The sequence below is a fragment of the Meridianimarinicoccus roseus genome (assembly GCF_003172915.1).
Lineage (GTDB): Bacteria > Pseudomonadota > Alphaproteobacteria > Rhodobacterales > Rhodobacteraceae > Meridianimarinicoccus > Meridianimarinicoccus roseus.
The window spans coordinates 23,986-46,101 of the sequence record NZ_QGKU01000034.1 but is presented as its reverse complement, the minus strand read 5'-3'; the positions used below and the strand labels follow the sequence as shown (position 1 = coordinate 46,101).

Genomic DNA, 22,116 nt, shown 5'->3' with positions numbered 1-22,116 from the left:
CCCCTCAGATGCCTTGGGCCTGCAGCCACATCTCCAACACCGCGATCTGCCACAGCTCGGACCCGCGCAGCGGCGTGATGTGCTCGGATGGTGCCGCGAACAGGGTGTCAAGATACGCGTCGCGGAACAAGCCCCGCTCCCGCGCGGCATCGTTGGTCAGCGCGTCGCGCACCATATCAAGATACGGACCGTCGATATATTTGAGCGCCGGCACGGGGAAATAGCCTTTCTTGCGGTCGATCACCTCGTGCGGGATCACCCGGCGCGCGGCGTCCTTCAGAACGCCCTTGCCCCCCTGCGCCAGCTTGTGCTCTGCCGGGATACGCCCCGCCAATTCGACCAGTTCGTGGTCGAGGAACGGCACCCGCGCCTCAAGCCCCCAGGCCATAGTCATGTTGTCCACCCGCTTTACCGGGTCGTCCACAAGCATCACGTTGGTGTCGAGCCGCAGCGCCTTGTCAACCGGATCCGACGCCCCGGCGCGGGCGAAATGCGCGGTCACGAAGTCCAGGCTCTCGTCCCGGTCGGCGTGATAGGTCGGCGACAGGTGTTCGGCCAGCGTCGCGTGCGTGCGGTCGAAGAACCCGGCGGCGTAGTCGGTGACGGCATCGTTGCTGGAGGCCATCTTCGGATACCAGTGGTAGCCGCCGAACACCTCGTCCGCGCCCTGCCCGGATTGCACCACCTTGATCGTCTTGCTGACTTCGCGAGACAGCAGGAAGAAGCCGATGTTGTCGTAGCTGACCATCGGTTCGGACTGTGCGGCGATGGCATGCGGCAGGTTCGTGCGCATCTCGTCGCTGGGAATGAAGATCTGGTGGTGGTTGGTGCCGTAATGCTCCGCGATCATGTCGGAGAAGCTGAACTCGTCGCCCCGCTCGCCGTTGGCGGCCTCGAACCCGATGGAATAGGTGGCCAGGTCCTTCTGCCCCTCCTCGGCAAGCAGCCCGACAATGAGCGAACTGTCCACCCCGCCGGACAGCAGCACGCCGACCGGCACGTCCGCGACCATGCGGCGGCGCACAGACACGCGCAGGCTTTCGAGCACCATTTCGGCCCATTCGTCCCCGCTGCGGTTCGCGTCCTCGGGCGTGCGGGTGAAGTCCGGCTCCCAGTAGGTCGTGTCACTGTGCCGCCCATCGGGTTCGATCATGCGGATCGTGGCGGCCGGCAGCTTGCGCACTCCGTTCAGGATCGTGCGCGGCGCGGGCACGACGGCGTGCCACGTCATGTAATGGTGCAGCGCCACCCGGTCGATGGACGTGTCCACCCCTCCGGATTTCACCAATGCCGGCAAGCTGGACGCAAATGCCAACCGCCCCGCTGTTTCCGCGAAATAAAGCGGCTTGATCCCGAAACGATCACGCACCAGCGCCACACGCCCGGTGTCGCGGTCATGGATGGCGAAGGCGAACATGCCATGCAGCTTCGGCACGGCGTCCGGGCCCCATTCCTTCCACGCTTTCAGTATGACCTCCGTGTCGCCGGTGGAGGCGAAGGTATGGCCCTTCTCTTCCAAGATCTTCCGCAGTTCGGGATAATTGTAGATGCAGCCGTTGAACGCGATGGTCAGCCCCAGCGCGGTGTCGGTGAAGGGTTGCGCCGCGGCTTCGGAAAGATCGATGATCTTCAGGCGGCGGTGGCCAAAGCCGACCCTGCCGCGCAGTATCATGCCCGCCCCATCGGGGCCACGCGGGGCCATGCAGTCGGTCATTGCCTCGATCCTGGCGGCCCGCGCCTGGCTGCCGTCAAAGGTGATCTCTCCGCAAATGCCGCACATGCGCTGGCGCCTCCATGTCTATTCAAGATGCATCGAGGGTAACGGTGTGGCACGAAAGCCTCAACCGGATAGCCGAAAGCGGCGGCTTGGCGCCTAGAGGAAGCCGACGATCACCCAGCCCGCGACCACAATCTGCACGATATTAAGCACCACGGATGCCCCGTGCAGCAGCCCGAAACGACGCCGGGCCGCCTCATTTCCAGACAGTTGCGCATCGCGGGCGGCGTTGATCTGCACCATGAGCACCTGCCGCGTATAAATCGTGCTGAGCGCGACCAGCCCCAGCGCCGCCGCCCGAAGCGGTGCAAGCGGAACCAGCAGCAGCGCGGCCGCGGCCGCGCAGAGAAGCACGAAAAGGTAGTAGCGCGGGAAGGCCGCCCGCAACATGCGTCCGGCTTGCGCGGCCTCCTGCGTGCTGAACACGAAGGGCGCGAAACCGAAGGAATACAGTATCATGCCGCCGAACAGCGTGGCGCAGACAAGAAGGGCGAGGGGTTCGATCATGGGACACTCCTGTAATGGCGCCGTTCAGGTAGGGCCAGTGCGCGATGCGGTCGAGGGGCGCTGTGGCATTGCCGCGTCACTGGCGCCGACGGGCACGGCGTGCGATCCTCGGCTCTCGACAAGACCAGCGGCAAGTGGGACATAGCGGTCATGAAACTGAACCCCCTCGCCAGATCCAAGAACAACTCGAAACTGCCATTCTTCACGAAGCAGGACATCGAGAACATCAAGTGGTTCTGGGACAACTACCTGATCCAGCGCACCCCGTGGCTCTTTGCCGTCCTCGGTCTGATCCTGGTGCAGGGTGTGGCCTACCAGCAGTTCCTGTCGCTGACCGAAAGCGGGCTTCGCGTGATCTTCGACGCGGGGGTCATCTCCGACCTCGTGCAGGTCTGTGCCGTGGTGTTCGGACTGTTCGCGGTACGGGGGCTCACATCGTACATCGTTCCGCGCCTGTCCACATGGCTGGCGTCAAGCGCGGTCATGGAACTGCGGCGCGACCTGATCGAACACATGATGACGTTCGATCTTTCCTATTTCGACCGCACCAGCCCCGGAGAGACGATCCTGCGGCTGGTCAGTCAGGCTGACGGCCTGAGCCAGTTCGTCGGCCAGGCGACCGTGAACGCGGTGCGCGACTTCGTGACGGTGGTCATCGTTTCGGGCTACCTGATCTACAAGGCGCCGGTGCTGTTCGGAACGGCCATAGTGATCGCACCGGTCATCATTTTGATCCTCCAGTACGTGTCGCACAAGATCAAGATGGTCCAGCGCGAGGCGGAAAACGTGCTGGGCGCGTACATGAATGCGCTGGAAGAAACCGTCAACGGGATGCGCACGGTCAAGATCTCCAACCAGGAGAAGTTCGAGGAAGCCCGCCTTCTGCAGTCCACCGAGGGCATCCGCGACCTGCAGATCCGCCTGCAAGCAGCCCAAGCCGTGGTCATGCCCGCAATCGACATCGCGTCGGCCTTCGCCTACGCGCTGGTGATCGGCTTCGGCGGGTACATGGCGATCAGCCCGGCCTACGACATCGACGGAGCCGCGATCATCACCTTCCTGATCGGTCTGGTGATGGTGTTCGACCCGATGCGGAATCTCGCCAAGTTCTTCACACAGCTGCAGGCTGCACTGATCCTGCTGGACGGGGTCAATTCGATGAACGCGATCAAGCCCACGATCCGCGACAGGGACGACCCGAAGGACAGTTTCGACACCCGGGGCGAGATCCTGCTGCGCGACGTGACCTTCGCCTATTCTCCGGAGTCGCCGCTGTTCGACCGGCTGTCGCTGGACTTCCCGGCGGGCCAACGTACCGCGATCGTCGGCGCGACCGGGTCCGGCAAAACCACGATCCTCAGCCTGATCAGCCGACTTTACGAAATCGAGGGCGGCGAGATCACCATCGGCGGCACGAACATCCGCGATATTCGTATCTCCAGCCTGCGTCAGGCTTTTTCGGTCGTGGCACAGGACATCGTGATCTTCAACGCCTCGCTTTGGGAGAACATCAAATACGTGCGCCCGGAATCGACGGACGAAGAAATCTGGGAAGCCGCTGAATCAGCCGAAATCGCGGACCTGATCCGCGCGCGCGGCGACCTGCCGCTGGGCCCCAAGGGCGCACAGTTGTCGGGCGGCCAGAAGCAACGCATCGCCATCGCGCGCGCGTTCCTGCGGAACGCGCCGATCCTCCTGCTGGACGAAGCGACATCGGCGCTTGACCAGCGCACCGAGGAACGGGTGAAGCGGTCGCTGGCGCGCCTTGCCGAAGGCAAGACGACGATCATCGTGGCACACCGCCTGTCGGCGATTTCGGATGCCGACAAGATCTATGTTCTGGACCAGGGGCGCGCGGTGGAAAGCGGCACGCACGAGGAACTGTTGGCGCTTGGCGGACTGTATCACGGCATGTACTCGACCCAGAAGGGCGAATACCGCTAGGCGTCGTGGTAGTTCAGGACGCGCGCGGCGGCGCGTCGGCTCAGCCGTCCAACGCGCGCATCCACACCTGCATCGGCTTTGTCGTCTCGGTCCCGTCACCGACATCGCGCCACCCGAACTCCGCCTCAATCCCCGGCATCGGTTTGTAGCCGCGTTTGCGCCAGAACGCGTCGAGCGGACGATACGAGGTCGGCCGCATCGGGTGCCAGGTCGGCCGGACGACAGAGCAGAAGCAGGCGAAGCGCCGCCCCAACGCGCGGGCCTTCGCCTCACGGTGATCAAAGAAGGCATGGCCGACGCCCTGCCCGCGATATGTTGGCAGCAGCACGGACTCCCCGAAATAGAGGATGTCTTCCAGCCTGTAGCCGGCCTCTGTCAACGGGCGGCCGAAATCGTCGGCGTGATCCTCCATCGGGGCCGCCGTCGCCGCGCCAACCAATTGGTCGCCATGCCAAGCGCCGGCGACCAGAGCCGAAGGACTTTGCGCATACGGCGCAAGATAGCTCATCTCGTATTCCATCGACCCGTCGTAGAGATACGGCCAATCGCGGAAGACGCGGATCCGCAACTTTGCCAGGTCCGGCAGCAGGTGAGTGATCTCGTCGGGGCTCAGCGTTCGGGTGGTGACGGACATGACACTTCCTCGGTTCATCCGGGTCATAGAGTTTTGGCAGGGCTTGGCCGCAGGCTCAACCTGCACCTTGCAATTGGGCCAAAATGAACCGCTCGGTTCAGTTTTGGGTTGACCCGTGCCCCTGCCCGCCACATATCGACGCGCAACACCGACCGCAGCCCGAGGATCACCATGCCCGAGACAGTCAAACCCGTCGGCCCGCTGCGCGTCGGCGCAACCGCGCTCGTGATCGCCATTGCAGCGCTGACGTTGGGGCTGGGCGGCGCCCTGCCCGCGCAGGAAGCTGCGCCTGAAGAGACCCTGCGCCCGGTCCGCCTGTTGGTGGTCGACCCGCCGCACAACACACTGCAACGACAGTTCTATGGCCAGGTCGTAGCGCGCCAGACGGTGGATCTTGCTTTCCAGGTCGGCGGGCAATTGAACGCGCTGCCGGTGATGAACGGGCAGACCGTGTCCGAAGGCGACCTTCTGGCGCAACTTGACCTGGAACCCTTCGACCGCGCCGTCAGCCGGGCGGAACTGAATCTGACCCAGGCGCAGCGCGACTTCGACCGCGTACAGCAGCTCGCGCAGTCCAATGTCGCCTCGGAAGCGCGCTTCGACGAGGCACAGACCGCGCTGGATCTTGCCAAGCTGGGCCTGCGCGAAGCGCGCGACGCGCGCGATGACGCAACCCTGAGCGCGGCCTTCGACGGGCTGGTCGCACAACGGCTGGTGGCGAACTACTCGACAGTCGCGCAAGGCACCCCGGTGTTGCGCCTGCACGATATGTCCCAACCCCGGATCGAGATCGACGTGCCGGAACGGCTGTTCCGCAGCGCGGGGCGGCTTGAAGGGCTGGAATTCACCGCCGATCTGGGCGACGGCATGGCGGGCATTCCGCTGCGTGTGGCCGAATACACCGCCGAGACGCGGGGCGTGTCGCAAAGTTATGCCGTGGACCTCGCGCTTCCGCCGGTGGAGGGCTACACGCCGCTGCCGGGGCGCACCGCGACTGTGACAGCGACCCTGCCCTCTGGCAGCAGCGACGCGCTGGTGATCCCGGTCACCGCGCTGGTACACACCGCCGACCGAAGCACCGAGGTGATGATCTACGAACCCGTCGGGGCCGACACCGGAACGGTGCGCGCTTTGCCCGTCACGGTGGTCAGCCGCGAAGGGGCCGACCTTGGCATCAAGCCGGGCGAGGCGTTGCAGCCGGGCATGGAAATCGTGTCCACCGGCGCGCATCTCCTGACGGACGGAATGCAGGTTCGCCGCTTCACCGGCTTCCGGGAAAGCGACTGACATGGGTGGCATTGCAAGTTTCTCGATCCGCCAGCCGCTCTACACTTGGCTGTTGATCCTGTTCTGCGTCCTTGGCGGGCTGTGGGGCTTTTCGTCGGTGGGCCGCCTCGAAGATCCGGCCTTCACCATCAAGACGGCGCTGGTCATCACGCCCTATCCAGGCGCGACCGCCGAAGAGGTCGCGACCGAGATCAGCGAGCCGCTGGAATCCGCGATCCAGCAAATGGGGCAGATCGACACAATTTCTTCCCGCAACCGCCCGGGCGTGAGCCAGATCACGGTCGACATCAAGACCACCTTCGACGGCAGCGAGCTGCCGCAGATCTGGGACGAATTGCGCAACCGTGTGAGCGACGCACAGGGCGATCTGCCCCCCGGCGCCCGCACGTCGATGGTCAACGACGATTTCGGCGATGTCTACGGCATCCTCTACGCGGTGGCGACACCGGGCTACAGCGACGCCGAAACCCACGAGATCGCCACCTTCCTGCGCCGCGAATTGCTGACGGTGGACGGCGTCGCCGCCGTGGCCGTGAACGGGCTGCCGGAAGAGGCGATCTTCGTCGAACCCGTGCGCCGCCAGCTTCTGAACACCGGCATCCCGCCCGGCGCGATCATCGAGGCGATTTCCAACGCCGACAGCCTGTCCGATGCAGGCACGGTGACGCTTGGCCCACGGTCGGCGCAGATCGTGGCACCGCAGGGCTACAACACGGTAGACCGGATCGCCGGTCTTACCATCGGCGTCGGCGGCGAGATCCTGAACCTGTCCGACTTCGCCGAGGTGCACCGCACTCGCGTTCCCGACCCGGACCACATCCTGCGCCATGACGGGCGCGAGGCGTTCACGCTGGGTGTGTCCGGCCTGAGTTCGGAAAACATCGTCGATGTCGGCAAGCGGGTCGACGCGAAGCTGGCCGAACTGGAAGCACAGATCCCGCTTGGGGTCGAACTTTCGCCGATCTACGAACAGCACGTCGTGGTGGAGGAGGCATCCAACGCGTTCCTCGTGTCGCTTGCCATGTCTGTGGGCATCGTGATCGTCGTGCTGGCGCTGGCGATGGGCTGGCGCGCGGCCGTCGTTGTCGGCGTGACGCTGCTGCTGACCGTGGTCGCGACCTTCTTCTTCATGGCCGTCTTCGGCATCGAGATGGAGCGCATCAGCCTTGGCGCGCTGATCATCGCGATGGGGATGCTGGTGGACAACGCCATCGTCGTGGCCGAGGGCATGCAGGTGGAAATGCAGCGCGGCACGCCGGGGGCCGAGGCGGCGGATGACGTGGCCGGCAAGACGCAGGTGCCGCTGCTGGGCGCAACGATCATCGGGATCATGGCTTTCGCGGGCATTGGCCTGTCGCCCGATGCGACGGGAGAATTCCTGTTCTCGCTGTTCGCGGTGATCGGCCTGTCTCTGCTTCTGTCATGGGTGCTGGCCGTGACGGTGACGCCGCTTCTATCGCATTACCTGTTCCGGGTCGGCGCGCAGGGCAACACCGACGATGCCTATGGCGGCGTCGTGTTCCGCGGCTACGCGGGGCTGCTGCGCGGCGCATTGCGACTGCGGCTTCTGGTAATCCCTGTGCTGCTGGGCATCACCGTCGCGTGCTATGCCGCCTTCGGCATGGTCAAGCAGCAGTTCTTCCCGAACTCGAACACGCCGATCTTCTACCTTGATTACAAGGCGGCGCAGGGCACCGACATCCGCGCCACCGCCGAAGGGATGGCCGAGATCGAGGCTTGGTTGCTGGACCGCGACGACGTAAAGGCCGTCACCGCCAGCATCGGGCAGGGGCTGGCGCGCTACATGCTGCCTTACAATCCCGAACAGCCCAACCCGTCCTACGGGCAGTTCGTGATCCGTACCGCCACGCGCGAGGACATTCCACCGCTGCGCGCCGACCTTCAGGCGTTCCTCGATGCCGAGATCACCGAGGCCGAGGTGCGCATCTCGCGGATCGTGTTCGGCCCGGGCGGCGGCGCCGATGTGGAGGCGCGGTTCAGCGGCAAGGACGCTGACGTGCTGCGCCGGTTGTCCGAAGAGGCCGAGGCGGTTCTGCGCGCGCATCCGGACCAGTTGAACCACGTACGCAGCAACTGGCACGAGCGCGAACTGACCGTACAGCCACGATACGCCAGCGACCGCGCCCAGGCGCTTGGCGTGACCCGCGAGGACGTCGCGGCAGCGATGCTGCTGTCCACCGACGGCGTGCGCGCCGGCACTTACCGCGAGGGCGAACGACTGATCCCGATCTACACCCGCGCGCCCGAATTCGAACGGCGACAGGCCGGCGCGCTGCTGGATCAGATCGTGTGGTCCGACCCGGCGCAGACCTATGTTCCTCTCAGCCAGGTGGTGGACGGTTTCGACGTGCAGGTGCGCGACACGCTGATCCACCGCCGCGACCGCAGCACAACAATCACGGTCCAGGCGAACGCGGTACAGGGCGTCACCCCGGCCGAGGCGCTGGCAGTCGTGCGGGCCGAGATCGAGGCGATCGATCTGCCCCTGGGCTATGCGCTGGAATGGGGCGGCGAATACGAGAACTCCACCGAGGCGCAGCAGAGCCTCGGACAGCAGTTACCGCTCTCGCTGATCGTGATGGTGCTGATATCAGTGCTGCTGTTCGGTAAGTTGCGCCAACCGCTGGTGATATGGCTGTTGGTGCCGATGTCGGTCAACGGTGTCGCGCTGGGGCTGCTGGGTACCGGTCTGCCATTCTCGTTCACCGCGCTGCTGGGCCTGCTCAGCCTGTCGGGGATGCTGATCAAGAACGGCATCGTCTTGGTGGAAGAGATCGACCTGCGCCGCGCCGAGGGCGGCGACCCGGACGAGGCAATCGTGACCGCCTCGGTCTCGCGCCTGCGGCCCGTCGTGCTGGCGGCGGCGACCACGATCCTCGGCATGATCCCGCTGCTGGGCGACGCGTTCTTCGCCTCAATGGCGGTGACGATCATGGGCGGTCTGGCCTTCGCATCGGTGCTCACGCTGATTGCGGCGCCGGTGTTCTACCGGGTGCTGATCCCCGGCGACCGGCCGACGGCGGAAGCGCGAGCCGCGGGTGAGGCTCGGGCATGACGCCGGAGCGCGTCGCATCCGGAGCCACGGCCGGGCGTTGCTCGCCGTATTGACCCGCCCGGCGCTTTCGCGGAACCTGCCTGTCATGTTCCGTCCCGTTGTGACCGCCACCGCGTTGGCCTTGCTGACCTGCCTGCCGCTTTCGGCGGCAGCAGAATGTCGGCTGGCGCTGGTTCTTGCCCTTGACGTGTCGTCTTCCGTCGACGGGCATGAGGACCGGCTGCAGCGGAGCGGGCTGGCCGCGGCGCTGATCGCGCCCGAGGTGCAGGCGGCGATCCTGTCGGATCCGGGCTATCACGTGGCGCTGCACGTCTTCGAATGGTCAGGCCGCTATCAGCAATCCACGCTGATCGACTGGCGCCTGCTGCGCAGTCCCGAAGACATCGCCGATGCCGCCGCCGCGATCGCCGAAAGCACCCGGCGCCACGCCAATTTCCCTACCGCGCTGGGATACGCGCTTGGCCATGCGTCGGCGGTGCTGGAACGCGCCCCGCGCTGCGAACGGAAGACGGTGGACGTGTCCGGCGACGGGCGCAACAACGCGGGGTTCGGACCACAGACCGCCTACCGTCACTTCCCCTTCAACGATGTCACCGTGAACGGGCTGGCGATCGGTGGCAGTATGGACGGGCTGACCGCCTACTATCTCACCGAGGTGATCCGCGGCCCCTTCGCCTTCGTGGAAACCGCCCGCGACTTCGACGACTTCCAGCGCGCCATGGAACGCAAGCTTATCCGCGAAACGGACACGCCGGACCTCGGGCTGCTTGCTCCGGCAGCAGATCCAGGTCCCGGCGGCCCGGACGTTATGTCCGGCCGGAGATAACGCTTGCCAAGGCGCGGGCCGCCTTGCGATACCTCGGCGCGGACCTGCCGCAACCCGTGAACCCCGCCATGCGCCGCCCCCGCCGCCTGCCCCGCATCCCCGGATGTGCCAGCCTTCGCGCCTTTCTGGGCGCACTGGCCGTGTGGGCGGGTGTGTTATCCTCATCCGCCGTGGCACAATCTGCCGACGCCGCTCAGCTGACAGTCTTCGCGGCGGCCAGCATGGGCGACGTGATGCGCGACCTGGCCCCGCTGTGGAAGGCGCAGGGCGGCGACGCGTTTCGCACGTCGCTGGCGGGCAGTTCGGTGCTGGCCCGGCAGATCCAGCAGGGCGCGCCGGCCGACGTCTTCATCTCGGCCAATGCCGCGTGGATGGACCTGCTGGAGCGCGACGGGGTCATTCTGCCCGACACCAGGTCGGACCTTGCCGCCAACACGCTGGTGCTGATCGCCCGTGACCCAAAGGCAGCCCCGATCGCGCCCGGCCAGGACCTTGCCGCGCAGATCGACAAACGGCTCGGGAACGGACGGCTGGCGATGGCGCTGGTGGACGCGGTGCCCGCCGGCATCTATGGCAAGGCAGCGCTGGAAACGCTTGGCGCATGGCCAGGTCTTGCCCCACGCATCGCGCAGGCCGACAACGTGCGCGCCGCGCTGGCGCTGGTCGCGTCGGGCGAGGCACCGCTGGGCATCGTCTATGCCACCGACGCGCTGGCCGAACCGCGCGTGCGTGTGATCGCCAGCTTCCCGCCGGGCACGCACCCGCCAATCCGCTACCCGGTTGCGGCAGTGGCTGGCGGGCACGACGCCGCCGCGGGCGCGTTTCTCGCCTTCCTGCGCAGTCCCGGCGCGGCGGGAGTGCTGCGCGCCCACGGCTTCCTGCCCGCACCGGAGCGCTGAGTGCGATGGAGGACTGGCTTGGCCCCGAGGAATGGCAGGCAGTCGCGCTGTCGCTGCGTGTCGCGTTCTGGGCCACCCTGCTGAGCCTGCCGCCCGGTATCGCGGTAGCCTACCTGCTGGCACGCGGCCGGTTTCCGGGCCGGCACCTGCTGAACGGGCTGGTGCACCTGCCGCTGATCCTGCCGCCGGTGGTGACGGGCTACCTGCTGCTGCTGACCTTCGGCACACATGGTCCGGCGGGCGCGCTGCTGCGCGACTGGTTCGGCGTGGTGCTGGCCTTCCGCTGGACCGGCGCAGTGCTGGCCGCAGCGATCATGGCCTTTCCGCTGATGGTCCGCGCGATCCGCCTGTCGATCGAGGCGGTAGACCCGAAGCTGGAACAGGCGGCCGGCACGCTCGGGGCCTCCCGACCGGTGGTCTTCGTCACGGTCACGCTGCCGTTGATCCTGCCCGGCGTCCTGGCCGGGGCGGTGCTGTCTTTCGCAAAGGCAATGGGCGAATTCGGGGCGACGATCACCTTCGTGTCCAACATTCCGGGCGAGACACGCACTCTGCCCTCGGCGATCTATACCTTCCTGCAGGTGCCCGGCGGCGAGGACGCGGCATTGCGCCTCGTGGCGGTTTCGGTCGGCATCGCGATGGGTGCGCTGTTGGCCTCGGAACTGCTGGCGGCGCGTATGGCCCGGCGGGCGGCGGGCGCATGAACGACGGCGTGGAAATCGCCCTGCGCCATACCCACGGCGATTTTCGCCTCGCGGTGGACATGACCGCCCCGCGCGGGGTGACCGCGCTCTTCGGGCGCTCCGGCGCAGGAAAGACCACGGTTGTGCACGCCGTGGCAGGCCTTCTGCGACCCGACGCCGGACGCATCGCCGTGAACGGCGAGGTTCTGACCGACACCGCCCGGCGCGTGTTCGTGCCGCCGCATCGCCGCCGACTTGGCTACGTCTTCCAAGAGGGGCGGTTGTTTCCGCATCTCAGCGTGCGCGGCAACCTGCTATATGCGCGGCGTGTGACGGGCAAGGGCGCCGCCGGGGGCGAGTTTGACCGCGTGGTCGGGATGCTCGGCCTTGGCGGGCTTCTTGCACGGCGCCCCGCGACGCTGTCGGGCGGCGAGAAGCAGCGCGTCGCCATCGGGCGGGCCCTGCTGTCGGCCCCCCGCCTGCTGCTGATGGATGAACCGCTCGCGGCGCTGGACGACGCCCGCAAGGCCGAGATCCTGCCCTATCTCGAGCGGCTGCGCGACGCCGCCGACATTCCTGTCATCTATGTCAGCCATTCCGTGGCCGAGGTCGCGCGCCTGGCCACCAGCGTGGCGGTGCTAAGCGACGGGCGGCTTGTTCGATGCGGCCCGGTGGCAGACGTGCTGTCGGACCCGTCGGCGGTGCGAGCGCTTGGCGTGCGCGAGGCGGGCGCGATCCTGACCGGCCGCGTCGCCGAACATCACGACGACGGGCTGACCAGTATCACCGTCAGCGCCGGACAGGTGATTCTTCCGCGGGTCGATGCGCCGATCGGCAGCGCGATCCGGGTGCGGATCGCCGCGCAGGACGTGATGCTTGCGCGCGAAGTGCCAAATCAGATCTCGGCACTCAACATCCTGCCGGTGGAGGTGCTGGCGCTGCGCGGCGGCGGCGGGCCGGGCGTGGTCGTGCAACTGGGGTCGGGCACGGACCGGCTTCTGGCGCGGATCACCCGCCGCTCGGCGGACGCGCTGGCACTGGCGCCGGGGATGCATTGCCACGCGCTGATCAAGTCGATGTCCGTAGCGCGCTGGGACGTGGGACAGCAAGCCCGCTGACCGGCCACCGGGCCGGGCGCCCGACCGGTCACACCTTGTTGTATTTCGCGTCCACGGCATCGATCGCGCGCACGTTGCCGGCCGACCGCCCCTCCGGATCGAAGCTGTGCGCAAGAAACGCCGATGCGACAGTCTTGGCCAGTTCGGCACCGATCACCCGCGCGCCAAACGTGATGATCTGCGCATTGTTCGACAGCGCCGCACGTTCGGCGGAATATGTGTCGTGCGTCAGCGCGGCGCGGATGCCCGGCACCTTGTTCGCCGAGATGCACACGCCGATCCCGGTGCCGCAGACCAGGATCGCCCGGTCATAGGTGCCGTCCAGCACGCCCGAGGCGACCCGGTCGGCAAGATCGGCATAGAACGCGTCAGGCCCGGCGTCGGTGCGGCTCACTTCCGACACCTCGAAGCGGCCGCTGAAATGTTCGGCGAGGATCCGCGCCAGACCTTCGCCCGCGCTGTCGCCTGCAATGGCCAGTTTCATGCCGTTTTCCCTTCCAGTGTTGCGGCGCAGCGCGCGAGGATGTCGAGATACCCCTCGACCGTCCAGGCGGCGCGCCCGATGAACAGCCCGTCGATATGGGCCGATGACACAAGTTCCGCGCAGTTGTCCGCATTGACCGACCCGCCATAAAGGCAGGGCACCTGCCGTCCTGTGACCGCGAAGGCGACCTCGGCGATCTCGGCCTGACGGGCATCGGCGTAGTCGGCCGTGGCCGGGATACCGGCATCGCCGATCGCCCAGACAGGCTCATAGGCGAACAGAAGCGGCGCCGCGCGGCTCGCTGCATCCAGCCTTGCCAGCGCCGCGCGTGTCTGCGCCGCCAGAACGTCGGCCGCCTGCCCGGCCTCGCGCTCCGCCAGCGTCTCGCCGATGCAGATCAGCGGAACCAACCCGTGCCGCACCGCCGCGGCGACCTTGCGGCCCACGGTCTCGTCCGTCTCGCCGAAATGGGCGCGGCGTTCGGAATGACCCAGTTCCACAAGGTCGAGGCCGCAGTCGCGCAGCATGAGCGGTGACACCTCCCCGGTCCAGGCCCCGGCATCGTCCCAGTGCATGTTCTGTGCGCCGACCCTTACGGAACTGTCTGCCAGCGCCGCCGCGACCTCGCGCACCGCCGTGAAGGGCGGGATCACGAAGCGCTGGATCCGCGGGTCGCGGTCGCCGTCCGTGGCAGCGAGCGCCCCGGCGAAGGCCAGCGCCTCGTCCAGCGTCTTGTTCATCTTCCAGCTGGTGCCGATCCAGGCTTGCGGCATGGGGTCGGTCATGGGGTGTTCTCCTCGGTGGGGGCGGATGGCGCAAGGGGCGGGGCGACGGTCAGCGCGACCCCCGCACCGTCCAGCGCCGCGCGCAGGTCCGGCGGCGGCGCGGCATCGGTGATCAGTGTGTCGAACGCATCGAGCCCCGACAGCCGGTAAAGCGCGCCGTGCCCGAAGCGGCCGTGGTTGACCATCAGGCAGCGGCGCGTCGCCGCTGCCATCATCCCGCGCTTGGACCGGATCACCTGCGCGTCCATGTGATGAACGCCTGCGAGGTCCAGCGCCGGGCTCGACACAAAGGCGATGTCGGCGCGCAGCCGCGCAAGGCTGTCTTCCGTCATCAGCCCGAAATAGCCGTTGAACTTGGCCGAATAGACGCCGCCAAGCGCGACCAGCGTGATGCCAGGCGCGTTGCGCAGCGCGTCTATCACCGCCTGATTGTTGGTGATGACGGTCAGGGGACGAATCTCGGCCAGCATTGCACCCAGCACGGCGGCGGTGGATCCGTCGTTGACGATCACGCTCATGCCCGGCGCAACAAGCTCCATCGCCGCACGGGCCAAGCGCTGCTTGGTGTCCAGCCCCTGGCGTTCGCGATAGCGAAAGTCACTTTCGAACTGCGCGCTGGCTTCCATCGAGGCGCCGCCGCGCACCTTGCGCAGAAGGCCCATGCCCTCCAGCTCATCAAGGTCGCGATGCACCGTCATCTTCGAGACCGCAAAGCGGCGCGCAAGATCCTCCACGTCGACCGCGCCCCGGTCGACCAGAAGATCGATGATCTGCTGCCTGCGCGTATCGCGTTTCATCACGGCCTCCCCCGCCCGCTTGTAACAGCAATTGTAGCGTAAACAACATCATTTTTGTGATTTTGTGATTTTGGATTGTTTCATTCGCCATGTTTGCGGTATCACCGGCGCGGGGCAAAGGATGCCGGACCGCTGAGCCGGTCTGCGCGTCCGTCCCCGGACCGCAGGGCCGCCGCCGCACGACGCGCCGCGCCGCGCCTGCAAAAAAGGGAGAGTCCGCATGAAATTCTTCGCAGATACCGCTGTAATCGACGAAATCCGTGACCTGCACGAGTTCGGCCTGCTGGACGGCGTGACGACGAACCCGTCGCTGATCGCCAAGTCGGGCCGCGATTTCAAGGAAGTCATCGCAGAGATCTGCACACTGGTGGACGGGCCTGTGTCGGCCGAAGTCGCCTCCAGCGCGCACGATACGATGATGGCCGAGGGCGAGCGCCTCGCGCAGATCGCGGACAACGTGGTGATCAAGCTGCCGCTCACGCTGGACGGGCTGAAGGCGTGCCGCCATTTCAGCGCTCAGGGCATCGCCACGAACGTGACGCTGTGCTTCTCGCCGAACCAGGCGCTGCTGGCGGCAAAGGCCGGGGCGACCTATGTGTCGCCGTTCGTTGGACGGATGGACGACATTCATCTCGACGGGATGGAACTGATCCGCGAGATCCGCCAGATTTTCGACAACTACGCTTTCGACACCCAGATCCTCGCGGCGTCGATCCGCAGCCCCAATCACGTGAAGGATGCGGCGCTGGCCGGCGCCGACGTAGCAACGCTGCCAGCCGCGGTGATCAAGGGGCTTGCCCGCCACCCGCTGACAGACCGCGGACTGGAACAGTTCACCGCCGACTGGGCAGCGACCGGCCAGTCGATCCTTTGATCTCTGGTGGGAGATCAAGCGGCGGCAGGGTCGGGCGCGCCGCGCCGTAGGCCTGCCCCGCCGACTCGCCCGGCCGCAGTGGGCACCGAACCGGCCGGGCGCGGCAATCACACCGCAAGGTCCGTGGCGCCGGTGTCGATATGCGGTGCCCAGAAAGCCACGGATTCGGCGATCTGCGCGACCACGGCGCGATCGTCCGGTTCGCGCTCCTTGAAGGACAACTCCAGGCAGATCTCGTTGTCGCTCCCGCCGCCATCGCGGAACGCAGCCAGCAGAGGTTCAGGCTGGATGCGGCCGACCGCATTGAAGTCCGCCGTGAATGGGCGGTGCCCGCCCTTGTCTGCCAGCGACTGCTTGATGTGAATGATCGGCGACACGCGCGGCACCGCCCTTGCCCAGGCGAACGGGTCATGGTCGTCCGGGTCCGCGCTCGTGACGTCGCCGTGGTCGATATCGGCCATCATCCACATCGGTAGCGTCAGCCCTGCCTCCGCGATCCTCTCCTGCAGCGCCAGCGCCGACGCGATCGTCGCACCGAATTCGCGGTCCACGCTCATCGGCTCCCAGAACACATGGTCCAGCCCGGCAGTGCGCGCATGTTCGGCCACCTCGGCCCAGCAATCGATCGCAATGTCGATCAGCGCCTCGCGCCGCATCGGGTCGTCGAAGTCACGATAGGTGAAGATCGCGAACTGCGTGCCGACCGCGCGCCCGCCCAGATCCGCGGTGATGTCCGCGAACGCCTTGAACCAGTTCACGTAGTAGCGCCGCACGTCGCGATCGGGATGGCCGAAATGGTTCAACCGCCCGTAGGGCCCGGTCATTCCGCTGGTCACGCGCACCCCGGTGCGCTCCAGCACGGCGCGCATCTGCCGTACGAGGCGGCGTTGTACGGGCACAGGCCAGGACGGGTTGATGAATTCATGGGTGAGTTGCAGGTCGCGGATGCGGATGTCCCGCGCGACGGTTTCGATCAGGTCCTCCGGGTCTGCGAAGCGGTTGACCAGCGGGTTTGTGTTGAGCGACAGCGAAAACGGCATCCGGCCTCCGATCAGGATGAAAAGGCGAAACGGTCCAGAAGGTAGTCGGGCACGGCACCCTCTGCGACGCAAAGGGCGCGCAGGGCGGGCTTGTCGAGATCGGCGTGAATGCCGCTGCGCACCAGCGCGGTGGCGTGACCGGCCGCCTGCCCGCCACGCACGTCATGCGCCGGGCTGTCACCGATGCACAGCACGCGTTCCGAAGCGATCGCGGGCAGCATCCGGCGCGCCACGTCGTAGATCAGCGGGTGGGGCTTGCCGACCCAGTCCACCGGCCCGCCCATATGCGCGTAAAGCTGCGCGATCCGTCCAGCGCCGAAACTTGTCCCCTCAGGGGTCAGCATGGTGACATCGGGGTTCGTGCAAAGGCAAGGCACGCCGCGCGCGGCAGGTCCTTCAAGCAGCGCGCGGTAGTGATCGAGGCTGTGCCGGTCGCCTTCGCTGCCGGCCAGCACGACCAGCGCCGCGCGGTCCGGGTCGGTCGTGACGCGCAGATCCAGCCCCTCCACCGCCGACACGTCGTTCTCGCGCGCAAGCACCAGCACAGGCGCGCCCGGCGCGATCTGCGGCCCGATCCGGCGGGACAGGTCGGCATGGGCGGCCTCGCCCGAACTCAGCACGGTGATGAAACTGTCTCGCGCGAAACCGAGTCGAAGGAGCCGCTCCACATTCGGCCCTGCGCGGCGACCCGAGTTCGACAGCAACACAACCGGCGCGCCCCCCGCAGACAGCCGCGACAGCGCTTCGGGCGCCCAAGGGTAGGCACCGTTCCCGCCGATCAGGACGCCGAATTGATCCACGAGGAACGCATCGAACCGCTCCGCCAGCCCCTCCAGCCCGGGCACTTCGCGCGGGTCTGCCGGACCGGGCCCGCTCATGCCCGTGCCGCGCCCGCGCGGGCCAGCCGCGCGGTGCCGTAGGCGGCCTGCATGCTGTCGGGCGCAGCGAAGGGCACGCCCAGCCGTCGCTGCCGCAGCGCCGACCAGACCGTGTTCCCTGCCCCGCCGCCAACGCTGCGCAGTCGTGCCAGCGGCGGCGCGCCCAGCTCGGTCAGTCGGGCATAGCCCATCGCCTCGATCCCGGCGATCCCGTCCAGCAGTCCATGAAGGAAGGCTGCGTCGTCGTCCGGGCGCGGCGTCAGGCGCGGCGCAAGGTCCGGGTCCGCCACCGGAAACCGTTCGCCCGGACGCAGCAGCGGGTAGTAATCCAGCCCGCTGTCCTTCGCCGGGTCGATCCGCGCCGACAGCTCTGCGATCCGCTCCGGTGTGAAATGGGCCAGCAGCACGTTGCCGCCGGTGTTCGATGCGCCCCCGGCCAGCCACTTTCCCAGGATGCGGTGCGAGTAGATCCCGCTTTGCGGGGCGAAGATGGGGCGGTCCGACAGGATCTTCAGTGTCAGCGTGGTGCCGAGCGCGGTGACGCCGTCGCCCGCCTCGGACGCGCCGGTGGCAAGGAAGGACGCGCACCCATCGGTCGTGCCGGCGACGACCAGCGCGTCGGGGCGCAGACCGTATTCCGCAGCAGCCTTTGCAGTGACCGGCCCGACCGGCGTTCCGGGGGCGACCACGCGCGGCAGCAGCCTCACCTCCAATCCGGCATCGCCGATCCAGTCCGGCCACTGCCCCGCCACGGGATCATAGCCGGTCTTGAGCGCGTTGTTCGCGTCGGTAACAAAGCGGCTCGACAGGTGAAATGCGATCCAATCGGCCTGGTGCAGCACGAGATGCGGACGCACCGCGCGCGCCAGCAACACAGCCCGGGCCAGTCCGCTGCTGCTGCCATGCGCCGCGCTCGTCGGCGGCGCGGTCTCGGCGATGCAGGCCAGCACGCCGGCGTCGCCGCAGGCGTCGTTGTACATCAATCCGCCAGACAGCGGTGCGCCTGCGTCATCCACCGGCAGCATCGTGCCCGAGGTTCCGTCCACTGCGAACGCGGCGACGCGCTTCGCGTCGCAGCCCGCCAGCGCGGCGCGCAGCGCATGGTCGGCCGCGGCCCACCAAACGGCCGGAGATCGCGGGTCTGGACCGAAATCCGCCATCGCCGCGCTGCCCGAGGCCACGGCCAGGCCTTCAGCATCGATCACGACCGCGCGTGCCCCCGATGTGCCGAGGTCGAGCCCGAGGAACAGCGCCTCATCCTGCATCGAGCGCCTTACGGTATTTCTCCGCATCCCAGTCTAGCAATTCGGCGTTCTGGGCCGCACTCAGGTAGGTCAACTCGGCCCCCGGCGGCACACGGCACAGCACGTTTCCAAGGCAGTCGGCCAGCGCCTGCGCCCCGCTGCTCGCATCCTTGCGGATCAGCGCGCCCCGGCCGGGAGCGATCACGAAGACCGGCCCGTCAGGTCCGGGCACGCGGGGGGCAACCGCATCGAGCGCGGTCGCACCGACGCCGCAGAAGATCACGTGGTCGGGATAGAGCGATCCGCCAACCGCCTGATCGAGCCGTTCGGGTGGCCCGGCCAGCCGGTGCAGCGGGGACTGCGCGGGCGGAACAGCATAGGCGCTGCCCTCGGCCAGCCCGGCCAGCGCGGCCAGGTCCGGCGCGGGCGCCGCGCCGGGCGGTTCGGCCAGCGCCCCGGTGACGCGGTCCAGCAGCCGTTCGGCATCGTCCACCGTTTCGGCGGCGACGATCAGCCCATGATTGCCGAGCACGATCACATCGGTACGCGGCCCGATGCGGTCGCGCACCGACAGAGCAAGCCGCGCGCCGGGCTTGACGTAGGGCACGAAGGCCCAGTCGAACGCCCCCAAACGGGCGGACAGCGCCGCTTCTGCATCAGCGCGGATCGCAAGCGCGATCGTGTTCACGCAATGCACATGAACCACGACCGCCTGCGGAAACACCGCATGGAGGCTGGTTTCGATCGACGGTCGCAGGCCGCTGTCCCCCAGCGCGAAATGGGCGGGCTGGTCGGCCTCGGGCAGAGCGCGCACCAGCGCCTCGCGCATCGCTGGCAGGTCCGTCGGCACGAACACGTCGCGCGACAGCGCGTCGGACAGCCGTGTGCCGGACGCCTTGATCCACATCACGGCACCGTCCTTTACCGACGTGTTGCCCCCCGCCGCCTGGATCAGCAGCGGGTCGGCCCCGACCCGCGCCGACAGGGTGGCAAGATCGGACAGCGCCTTTGGCGGCTGCGGCGGTGTATTCGCGGACGGAGCGGTCACGACGCGGCCTCCCGGCGATGTGACGCTGCGGCGTTGTCGAACCAGTCGGCGAAGGCAGCGCGCTCTGCCTTTGTCATGTGCAGCGCATGTTTGGTGCGGCGGCGCAGCACGTCCTCGGCGCAGGTGGCCCATTCGGTCCGGCGCAGAAACTTCGCCTCCGCCTCGAACAGCAGCGGGCCGAACTGTCGGCCCAGATCGCCGAGGTCCGCAGCATTGCCCAGAATCTCGCGGGTGCGCGTGCCGTAAAGGCGGGTGTAGTGCCCGGCCAGTTTGCGCGGCAGCCAAGGGTATTCCGTCCGCAGCGTATTGAGAAAGGCCGGCACGTCCGCGCCCGGCAGATCGCCGCCCGGCAGCGGCGCGCCCGATGTCCAGGCATTGCCCATTGCCGGGAACCGCCCGCCCAGCCGGTCCAGCGCGTGTTCGGCAAGCTTGCGGAACGTCGTGATCTTGCCGCCGAACACGTTCAGCAAAGGCGCTCCGTCGCCGCCCTCGCCGCCGCCCCCGGTATCGAGATCGAACACGTAGTCGCGCGTCACCGCCGACGGGTTGCCCTGCCCGTCATCGTAGAGCGGACGCACCCCCGAGAAGCTTTCCAGCACGTCGTCGCTCCGCAACTGCACCTTGAAGTAGCGGTTCACCGCGGCCAGCAGGTAGGCGATCTCGTCCTCGTCGGCGACCACCTTCTCGGGCGCGCCGTCATAGGGAATGTCGGTGGTTCCGATCAACGCCTTGTCGTCCTCGTAGGGGTTGATGAAGATCACGCGCTTGTCGGTGTTCTGCACGAGATAAGCCTGCGGGCCGTCCCAGAATTTCTGCACGATCAGGTGGCTGCCCTTCACCAGGCGCACATTGCGCGCGCTGTTGGTGCCTGTCACGCGCCCGATGATGTCGGTCACCCACGGCCCCGCCGCATTAACCAGTGCGCGCGCCGTCACGGTGCGCATGGCCCCGGTCGCGCCGTCACGCATTTCGATCCGCCAAAGCCCCCCGTCGCGCCGGGCCGACACGCACGCGGTCCGGGTCAGCACCTCGGCACCGCGCGCGGCGGCATCGACGGCGTTCAGCACCACCAGCCGGGCATCATCCACCCAGCAGTCGGAGTATTCGAAGCCCTTGGAATAGGCGTCCTTGATCGGCGCGCCTTCCGGATCACGCCGCAAATCCAGCGTGCGGGTTCCGGGCAGCTTCCTTCGCCCCCCGAGATGGTCGTAGAAGAACAGCCCCAGCCGCACCAGCCAGGCCGGGCGATCATCGGGGCTGTGCGGCAGCACGAAGCGCATCGGCCAGATGATGTGCGGCGCCGCGTTCAGGAGCACCTCGCGTTCGATCAGCGCCTCGCGCACCAGTCGGAATTCGTAGTACTCAAGATAACGCAGCCCGCCATGCACCAGCTTGCCCGACCGCGAGGACGTGCCTTGCGCCAGATCGTCCTTTTCGCACAGGATCACGGACAGGCCGCGCCCCGCGGCGTCGCGGGCGATGCCGGCGCCGTTCACGCCGCCGCCGATCACGAACAGGTCCACAGGGTCGGTCATGCCTGTTCCTCCTGCGATTCCGCATCCGCGGACTGGACCCCGTAGCTGGCGAAGCCTTCCGCAGTCTCGGCGATCTCGGCATCGGTCAGCACATGGCCGCCGCCGATCGCGAGCGCGTGGTAGTATTGGTGCGCCAGCGCCTCCAGCTCGCCCGCCAGCCACAGCGCTCGGGTAAGGTCCGGGCCACCCACAACCATGCCGTGATTGGCCATCAGGCAGCCGTTGCGCCCGTCCATCGCGGCGACCACGTTCTCGGACAGCGCGGCGGTGCCATAGCGGGCGTAGCCGGCAACGCGGATCTCGGGTCCGCCAAAGGCCGCGATCATGTAGTGGATCGCCGGGATCGGCCGCCGCGCCACGGCAAGGATCGTGCTGAAAGGCGCGTGGGTGTGGACCACCGCACCGATATCTGGTCTGGCGCGCAGAATGTCGCGGTGAAAACGCCATTCAGACGACGGCTTGCGCGGCCCGTGCCACGCTCCGTTCGGGTCAGCCAGCGGCATCCGCGCGATCATCTCGGGCAGAAGCGCGTCATAGCCCACAGCGGACGGGGTGATCAGCATGTCCTGACCCGCCCGCACCGAGACATTTCCGGACGCGCCGCGGTTGAGCCCGTCGCGTTCCAGCTGTCGGCAGGCCGCCACGATGGCGGAGCGATGGTCTGTGTGGATGTCGGTCAT

Annotated in this window: 20 protein-coding genes; 8 read left to right on the top strand and 12 right to left on the bottom strand. The window is 67.4% G+C overall.

The features are described 5' to 3' along the window. Nucleotides 1-4 precede the first annotated feature (4 nt). Together DKT77_RS11330 and DKT77_RS11325 are read right to left on the bottom strand one after the other, a co-directional pair. On the bottom strand, nt 5-1,780 hold the full coding sequence (locus DKT77_RS11330; RefSeq protein ID WP_109811824.1) for an N-acetylglutaminylglutamine amidotransferase: 1,776 nt from the start codon (nt 1,778-1,780) through the stop codon (nt 5-7). 93 nt (nt 1,781-1,873) lie between these two features. Beyond that, a complete protein-coding gene (locus tag DKT77_RS11325; RefSeq protein ID WP_109811823.1) occupies nt 1,874-2,284 on the bottom strand; it encodes a DUF4149 domain-containing protein in 411 nt (136 codons plus the stop codon). Nucleotides 2,285-2,434: 150 nt separating this feature from the next. On the opposite strand from DKT77_RS11325, the gene DKT77_RS11320 reads away from it, so the two are divergent. Continuing rightward, nucleotides 2,435-4,228, top strand: coding sequence for an ABC transporter ATP-binding protein (locus DKT77_RS11320; protein ID WP_109811822.1), 1,794 nt, complete (start codon nt 2,435-2,437; stop codon nt 4,226-4,228). Between the two features lie 40 nt (nt 4,229-4,268). On the opposite strand, the gene DKT77_RS11315 is transcribed toward DKT77_RS11320, so the two are convergent. Beyond that, nucleotides 4,269-4,862 carry a GNAT family N-acetyltransferase gene (locus DKT77_RS11315; protein ID WP_109811821.1) on the bottom strand — a complete coding sequence of 198 codons (594 nt, stop codon included), beginning with the start codon at nt 4,860-4,862 and terminating at the stop codon, nt 4,269-4,271. A 171-nt stretch (nt 4,863-5,033) separates the two neighbouring features. On the opposite strand from DKT77_RS11315, the gene DKT77_RS11310 reads away from it, so the two are divergent. The 6 genes from DKT77_RS11310 to modC all read left to right on the top strand — a co-directional run bounded on the left by DKT77_RS11310 (nt 5,034) and on the right by modC (nt 12,751). After that, nucleotides 5,034-6,149, top strand: a complete 1,116-nt coding sequence (locus tag DKT77_RS11310) for an efflux RND transporter periplasmic adaptor subunit (protein WP_109811820.1) — start codon at nt 5,034-5,036, stop codon at nt 6,147-6,149. A gap of 1 nt (nt 6,150) precedes the next feature. Then, a complete protein-coding gene (locus tag DKT77_RS11305) occupies nt 6,151-9,225 on the top strand; it encodes an efflux RND transporter permease subunit (protein WP_109811819.1) in 3,075 nt (1,024 codons plus the stop codon). Nucleotides 9,226-9,310: 85 nt separating this feature from the next. Next, nucleotides 9,311-10,051: a DUF1194 domain-containing protein gene (locus DKT77_RS11300; protein WP_109811818.1), complete on the top strand. Its 741-nt coding sequence runs from the start codon at nt 9,311-9,313 to the stop codon at nt 10,049-10,051. Nucleotides 10,052-10,074: 23 nt separating this feature from the next. After that, complete coding sequence (modA, locus tag DKT77_RS11295; protein WP_274520079.1) at nt 10,075-10,950, top strand: molybdate ABC transporter substrate-binding protein; 876 nt, start codon at nt 10,075-10,077, stop codon at nt 10,948-10,950. A gap of 5 nt (nt 10,951-10,955) precedes the next feature. Further along, nucleotides 10,956-11,654 carry a molybdate ABC transporter permease subunit gene (modB, locus tag DKT77_RS11290; RefSeq protein ID WP_109811817.1) on the top strand — a complete coding sequence of 233 codons (699 nt, stop codon included), beginning with the start codon at nt 10,956-10,958 and terminating at the stop codon, nt 11,652-11,654. Continuing rightward, nucleotides 11,651-12,751 (top strand): molybdenum ABC transporter ATP-binding protein, encoded by a 1,101-nt coding sequence (modC, locus tag DKT77_RS11285; RefSeq protein ID WP_109811816.1) that lies wholly within the window; start codon nt 11,651-11,653, stop codon nt 12,749-12,751. The genes modB and modC overlap by 4 nt, the downstream gene beginning before the upstream one ends. Before the next feature lie 28 nt (nt 12,752-12,779). Here modC and derI read toward each other — a convergent pair whose 3' ends face one another. Genes derI through DKT77_RS11270 form a run of 3 tightly spaced genes read right to left on the bottom strand, consistent with a single transcriptional unit; the run spans nt 12,780 to nt 14,817 of the window. Further along, a complete protein-coding gene (derI, locus tag DKT77_RS11280; protein ID WP_109811815.1) occupies nt 12,780-13,235 on the bottom strand; it encodes a D-erythrulose-4-phosphate isomerase in 456 nt (151 codons plus the stop codon). Further along, nucleotides 13,232-14,020 carry a triose-phosphate isomerase gene (locus DKT77_RS11275; RefSeq protein WP_109811814.1) on the bottom strand — a complete coding sequence of 263 codons (789 nt, stop codon included), beginning with the start codon at nt 14,018-14,020 and terminating at the stop codon, nt 13,232-13,234. The genes derI and DKT77_RS11275 overlap by 4 nt, the downstream gene beginning before the upstream one ends. Continuing rightward, nucleotides 14,017-14,817 carry a DeoR/GlpR family DNA-binding transcription regulator gene (locus tag DKT77_RS11270; protein WP_109811813.1) on the bottom strand — a complete coding sequence of 267 codons (801 nt, stop codon included), beginning with the start codon at nt 14,815-14,817 and terminating at the stop codon, nt 14,017-14,019. Before DKT77_RS11270 ends, DKT77_RS11275 begins: the two co-directional genes overlap by 4 nt. 220 nt (nt 14,818-15,037) lie before the next feature. Here DKT77_RS11270 and fsa point away from each other — a divergent pair, with 220 nt between their 5' ends. Next, on the top strand, nt 15,038-15,691 hold the full coding sequence (fsa, locus tag DKT77_RS11265) for a fructose-6-phosphate aldolase (protein ID WP_109811812.1): 654 nt from the start codon (nt 15,038-15,040) through the stop codon (nt 15,689-15,691). Nucleotides 15,692-15,798: 107 nt separating this feature from the next. Here fsa and DKT77_RS11260 read toward each other — a convergent pair whose 3' ends face one another. Genes DKT77_RS11260 through DKT77_RS11235 form a run of 6 tightly spaced genes read right to left on the bottom strand, consistent with a single transcriptional unit; the run spans nt 15,799 to nt 22,116 of the window. Beyond that, complete coding sequence (locus DKT77_RS11260) at nt 15,799-16,731, bottom strand: sugar phosphate isomerase/epimerase family protein (protein ID WP_109811811.1); 933 nt, start codon at nt 16,729-16,731, stop codon at nt 15,799-15,801. 11 nt (nt 16,732-16,742) lie between these two features. After that, nucleotides 16,743-17,609, bottom strand: coding sequence for a TIGR01459 family HAD-type hydrolase (locus DKT77_RS11255; RefSeq protein WP_109811810.1), 867 nt, complete (start codon nt 17,607-17,609; stop codon nt 16,743-16,745). Next, nucleotides 17,606-18,874 carry an FGGY-family carbohydrate kinase gene (locus tag DKT77_RS11250; RefSeq protein WP_109811809.1) on the bottom strand — a complete coding sequence of 423 codons (1,269 nt, stop codon included), beginning with the start codon at nt 18,872-18,874 and terminating at the stop codon, nt 17,606-17,608. Before DKT77_RS11250 ends, DKT77_RS11255 begins: the two co-directional genes overlap by 4 nt. Beyond that, nucleotides 18,864-19,901, bottom strand: a complete 1,038-nt coding sequence (locus DKT77_RS11245; protein ID WP_109811808.1) for a class II aldolase/adducin family protein — start codon at nt 19,899-19,901, stop codon at nt 18,864-18,866. The genes DKT77_RS11250 and DKT77_RS11245 overlap by 11 nt, the downstream gene beginning before the upstream one ends. Next, nucleotides 19,898-21,436 carry a glycerol-3-phosphate dehydrogenase gene (locus tag DKT77_RS11240; protein WP_109811807.1) on the bottom strand — a complete coding sequence of 513 codons (1,539 nt, stop codon included), beginning with the start codon at nt 21,434-21,436 and terminating at the stop codon, nt 19,898-19,900. Before DKT77_RS11240 ends, DKT77_RS11245 begins: the two co-directional genes overlap by 4 nt. After that, nucleotides 21,433-22,116, bottom strand: a complete 684-nt coding sequence (locus DKT77_RS11235) for a class II aldolase/adducin family protein (RefSeq protein ID WP_109811806.1) — start codon at nt 22,114-22,116, stop codon at nt 21,433-21,435. Before DKT77_RS11235 ends, DKT77_RS11240 begins: the two co-directional genes overlap by 4 nt.

Excerpts from the sequence above, each read along its gene's own strand:
- DKT77_RS11330 (WP_109811824.1), bottom strand. The coding sequence starts at position 1,780 with ATGTGCGGCATTTGCGGAGAGATCACCTTTGACGGCAGCCAGGCGCGG.
- DKT77_RS11325 (WP_109811823.1), bottom strand. The coding sequence starts at position 2,284 with ATGATCGAACCCCTCGCCCTTCTTGTCTGCGCCACGCTGTTCGGCGGC.
- DKT77_RS11320 (WP_109811822.1), top strand. The coding sequence starts at position 2,435 with ATGAAACTGAACCCCCTCGCCAGATCCAAGAACAACTCGAAACTGCCA.
- DKT77_RS11315 (WP_109811821.1), bottom strand. The coding sequence starts at position 4,862 with ATGTCCGTCACCACCCGAACGCTGAGCCCCGACGAGATCACTCACCTG.
- DKT77_RS11310 (WP_109811820.1), top strand. The coding sequence starts at position 5,034 with ATGCCCGAGACAGTCAAACCCGTCGGCCCGCTGCGCGTCGGCGCAACC.
- DKT77_RS11305 (WP_109811819.1), top strand. The coding sequence starts at position 6,151 with ATGGGTGGCATTGCAAGTTTCTCGATCCGCCAGCCGCTCTACACTTGG.
- DKT77_RS11300 (WP_109811818.1), top strand. The coding sequence starts at position 9,311 with ATGTTCCGTCCCGTTGTGACCGCCACCGCGTTGGCCTTGCTGACCTGC.
- modB (WP_109811817.1), top strand. The coding sequence starts at position 10,956 with ATGGAGGACTGGCTTGGCCCCGAGGAATGGCAGGCAGTCGCGCTGTCG.
- modC (WP_109811816.1), top strand. The coding sequence starts at position 11,651 with ATGAACGACGGCGTGGAAATCGCCCTGCGCCATACCCACGGCGATTTT.
- derI (WP_109811815.1), bottom strand. The coding sequence starts at position 13,235 with ATGAAACTGGCCATTGCAGGCGACAGCGCGGGCGAAGGTCTGGCGCGG.
- DKT77_RS11275 (WP_109811814.1), bottom strand. The coding sequence starts at position 14,020 with ATGACCGACCCCATGCCGCAAGCCTGGATCGGCACCAGCTGGAAGATG.
- DKT77_RS11270 (WP_109811813.1), bottom strand. The coding sequence starts at position 14,817 with ATGAAACGCGATACGCGCAGGCAGCAGATCATCGATCTTCTGGTCGAC.
- fsa (WP_109811812.1), top strand. The coding sequence starts at position 15,038 with ATGAAATTCTTCGCAGATACCGCTGTAATCGACGAAATCCGTGACCTG.
- DKT77_RS11260 (WP_109811811.1), bottom strand. The coding sequence starts at position 16,731 with ATGCCGTTTTCGCTGTCGCTCAACACAAACCCGCTGGTCAACCGCTTC.
- DKT77_RS11255 (WP_109811810.1), bottom strand. The coding sequence starts at position 17,609 with ATGAGCGGGCCCGGTCCGGCAGACCCGCGCGAAGTGCCCGGGCTGGAG.
- DKT77_RS11250 (WP_109811809.1), bottom strand. The coding sequence starts at position 18,874 with ATGCAGGATGAGGCGCTGTTCCTCGGGCTCGACCTCGGCACATCGGGG.
- DKT77_RS11240 (WP_109811807.1), bottom strand. The coding sequence starts at position 21,436 with ATGACCGACCCTGTGGACCTGTTCGTGATCGGCGGCGGCGTGAACGGC.
- DKT77_RS11235 (WP_109811806.1), bottom strand. The coding sequence starts at position 22,116 with ATGACCGACATCCACACAGACCATCGCTCCGCCATCGTGGCGGCCTGC.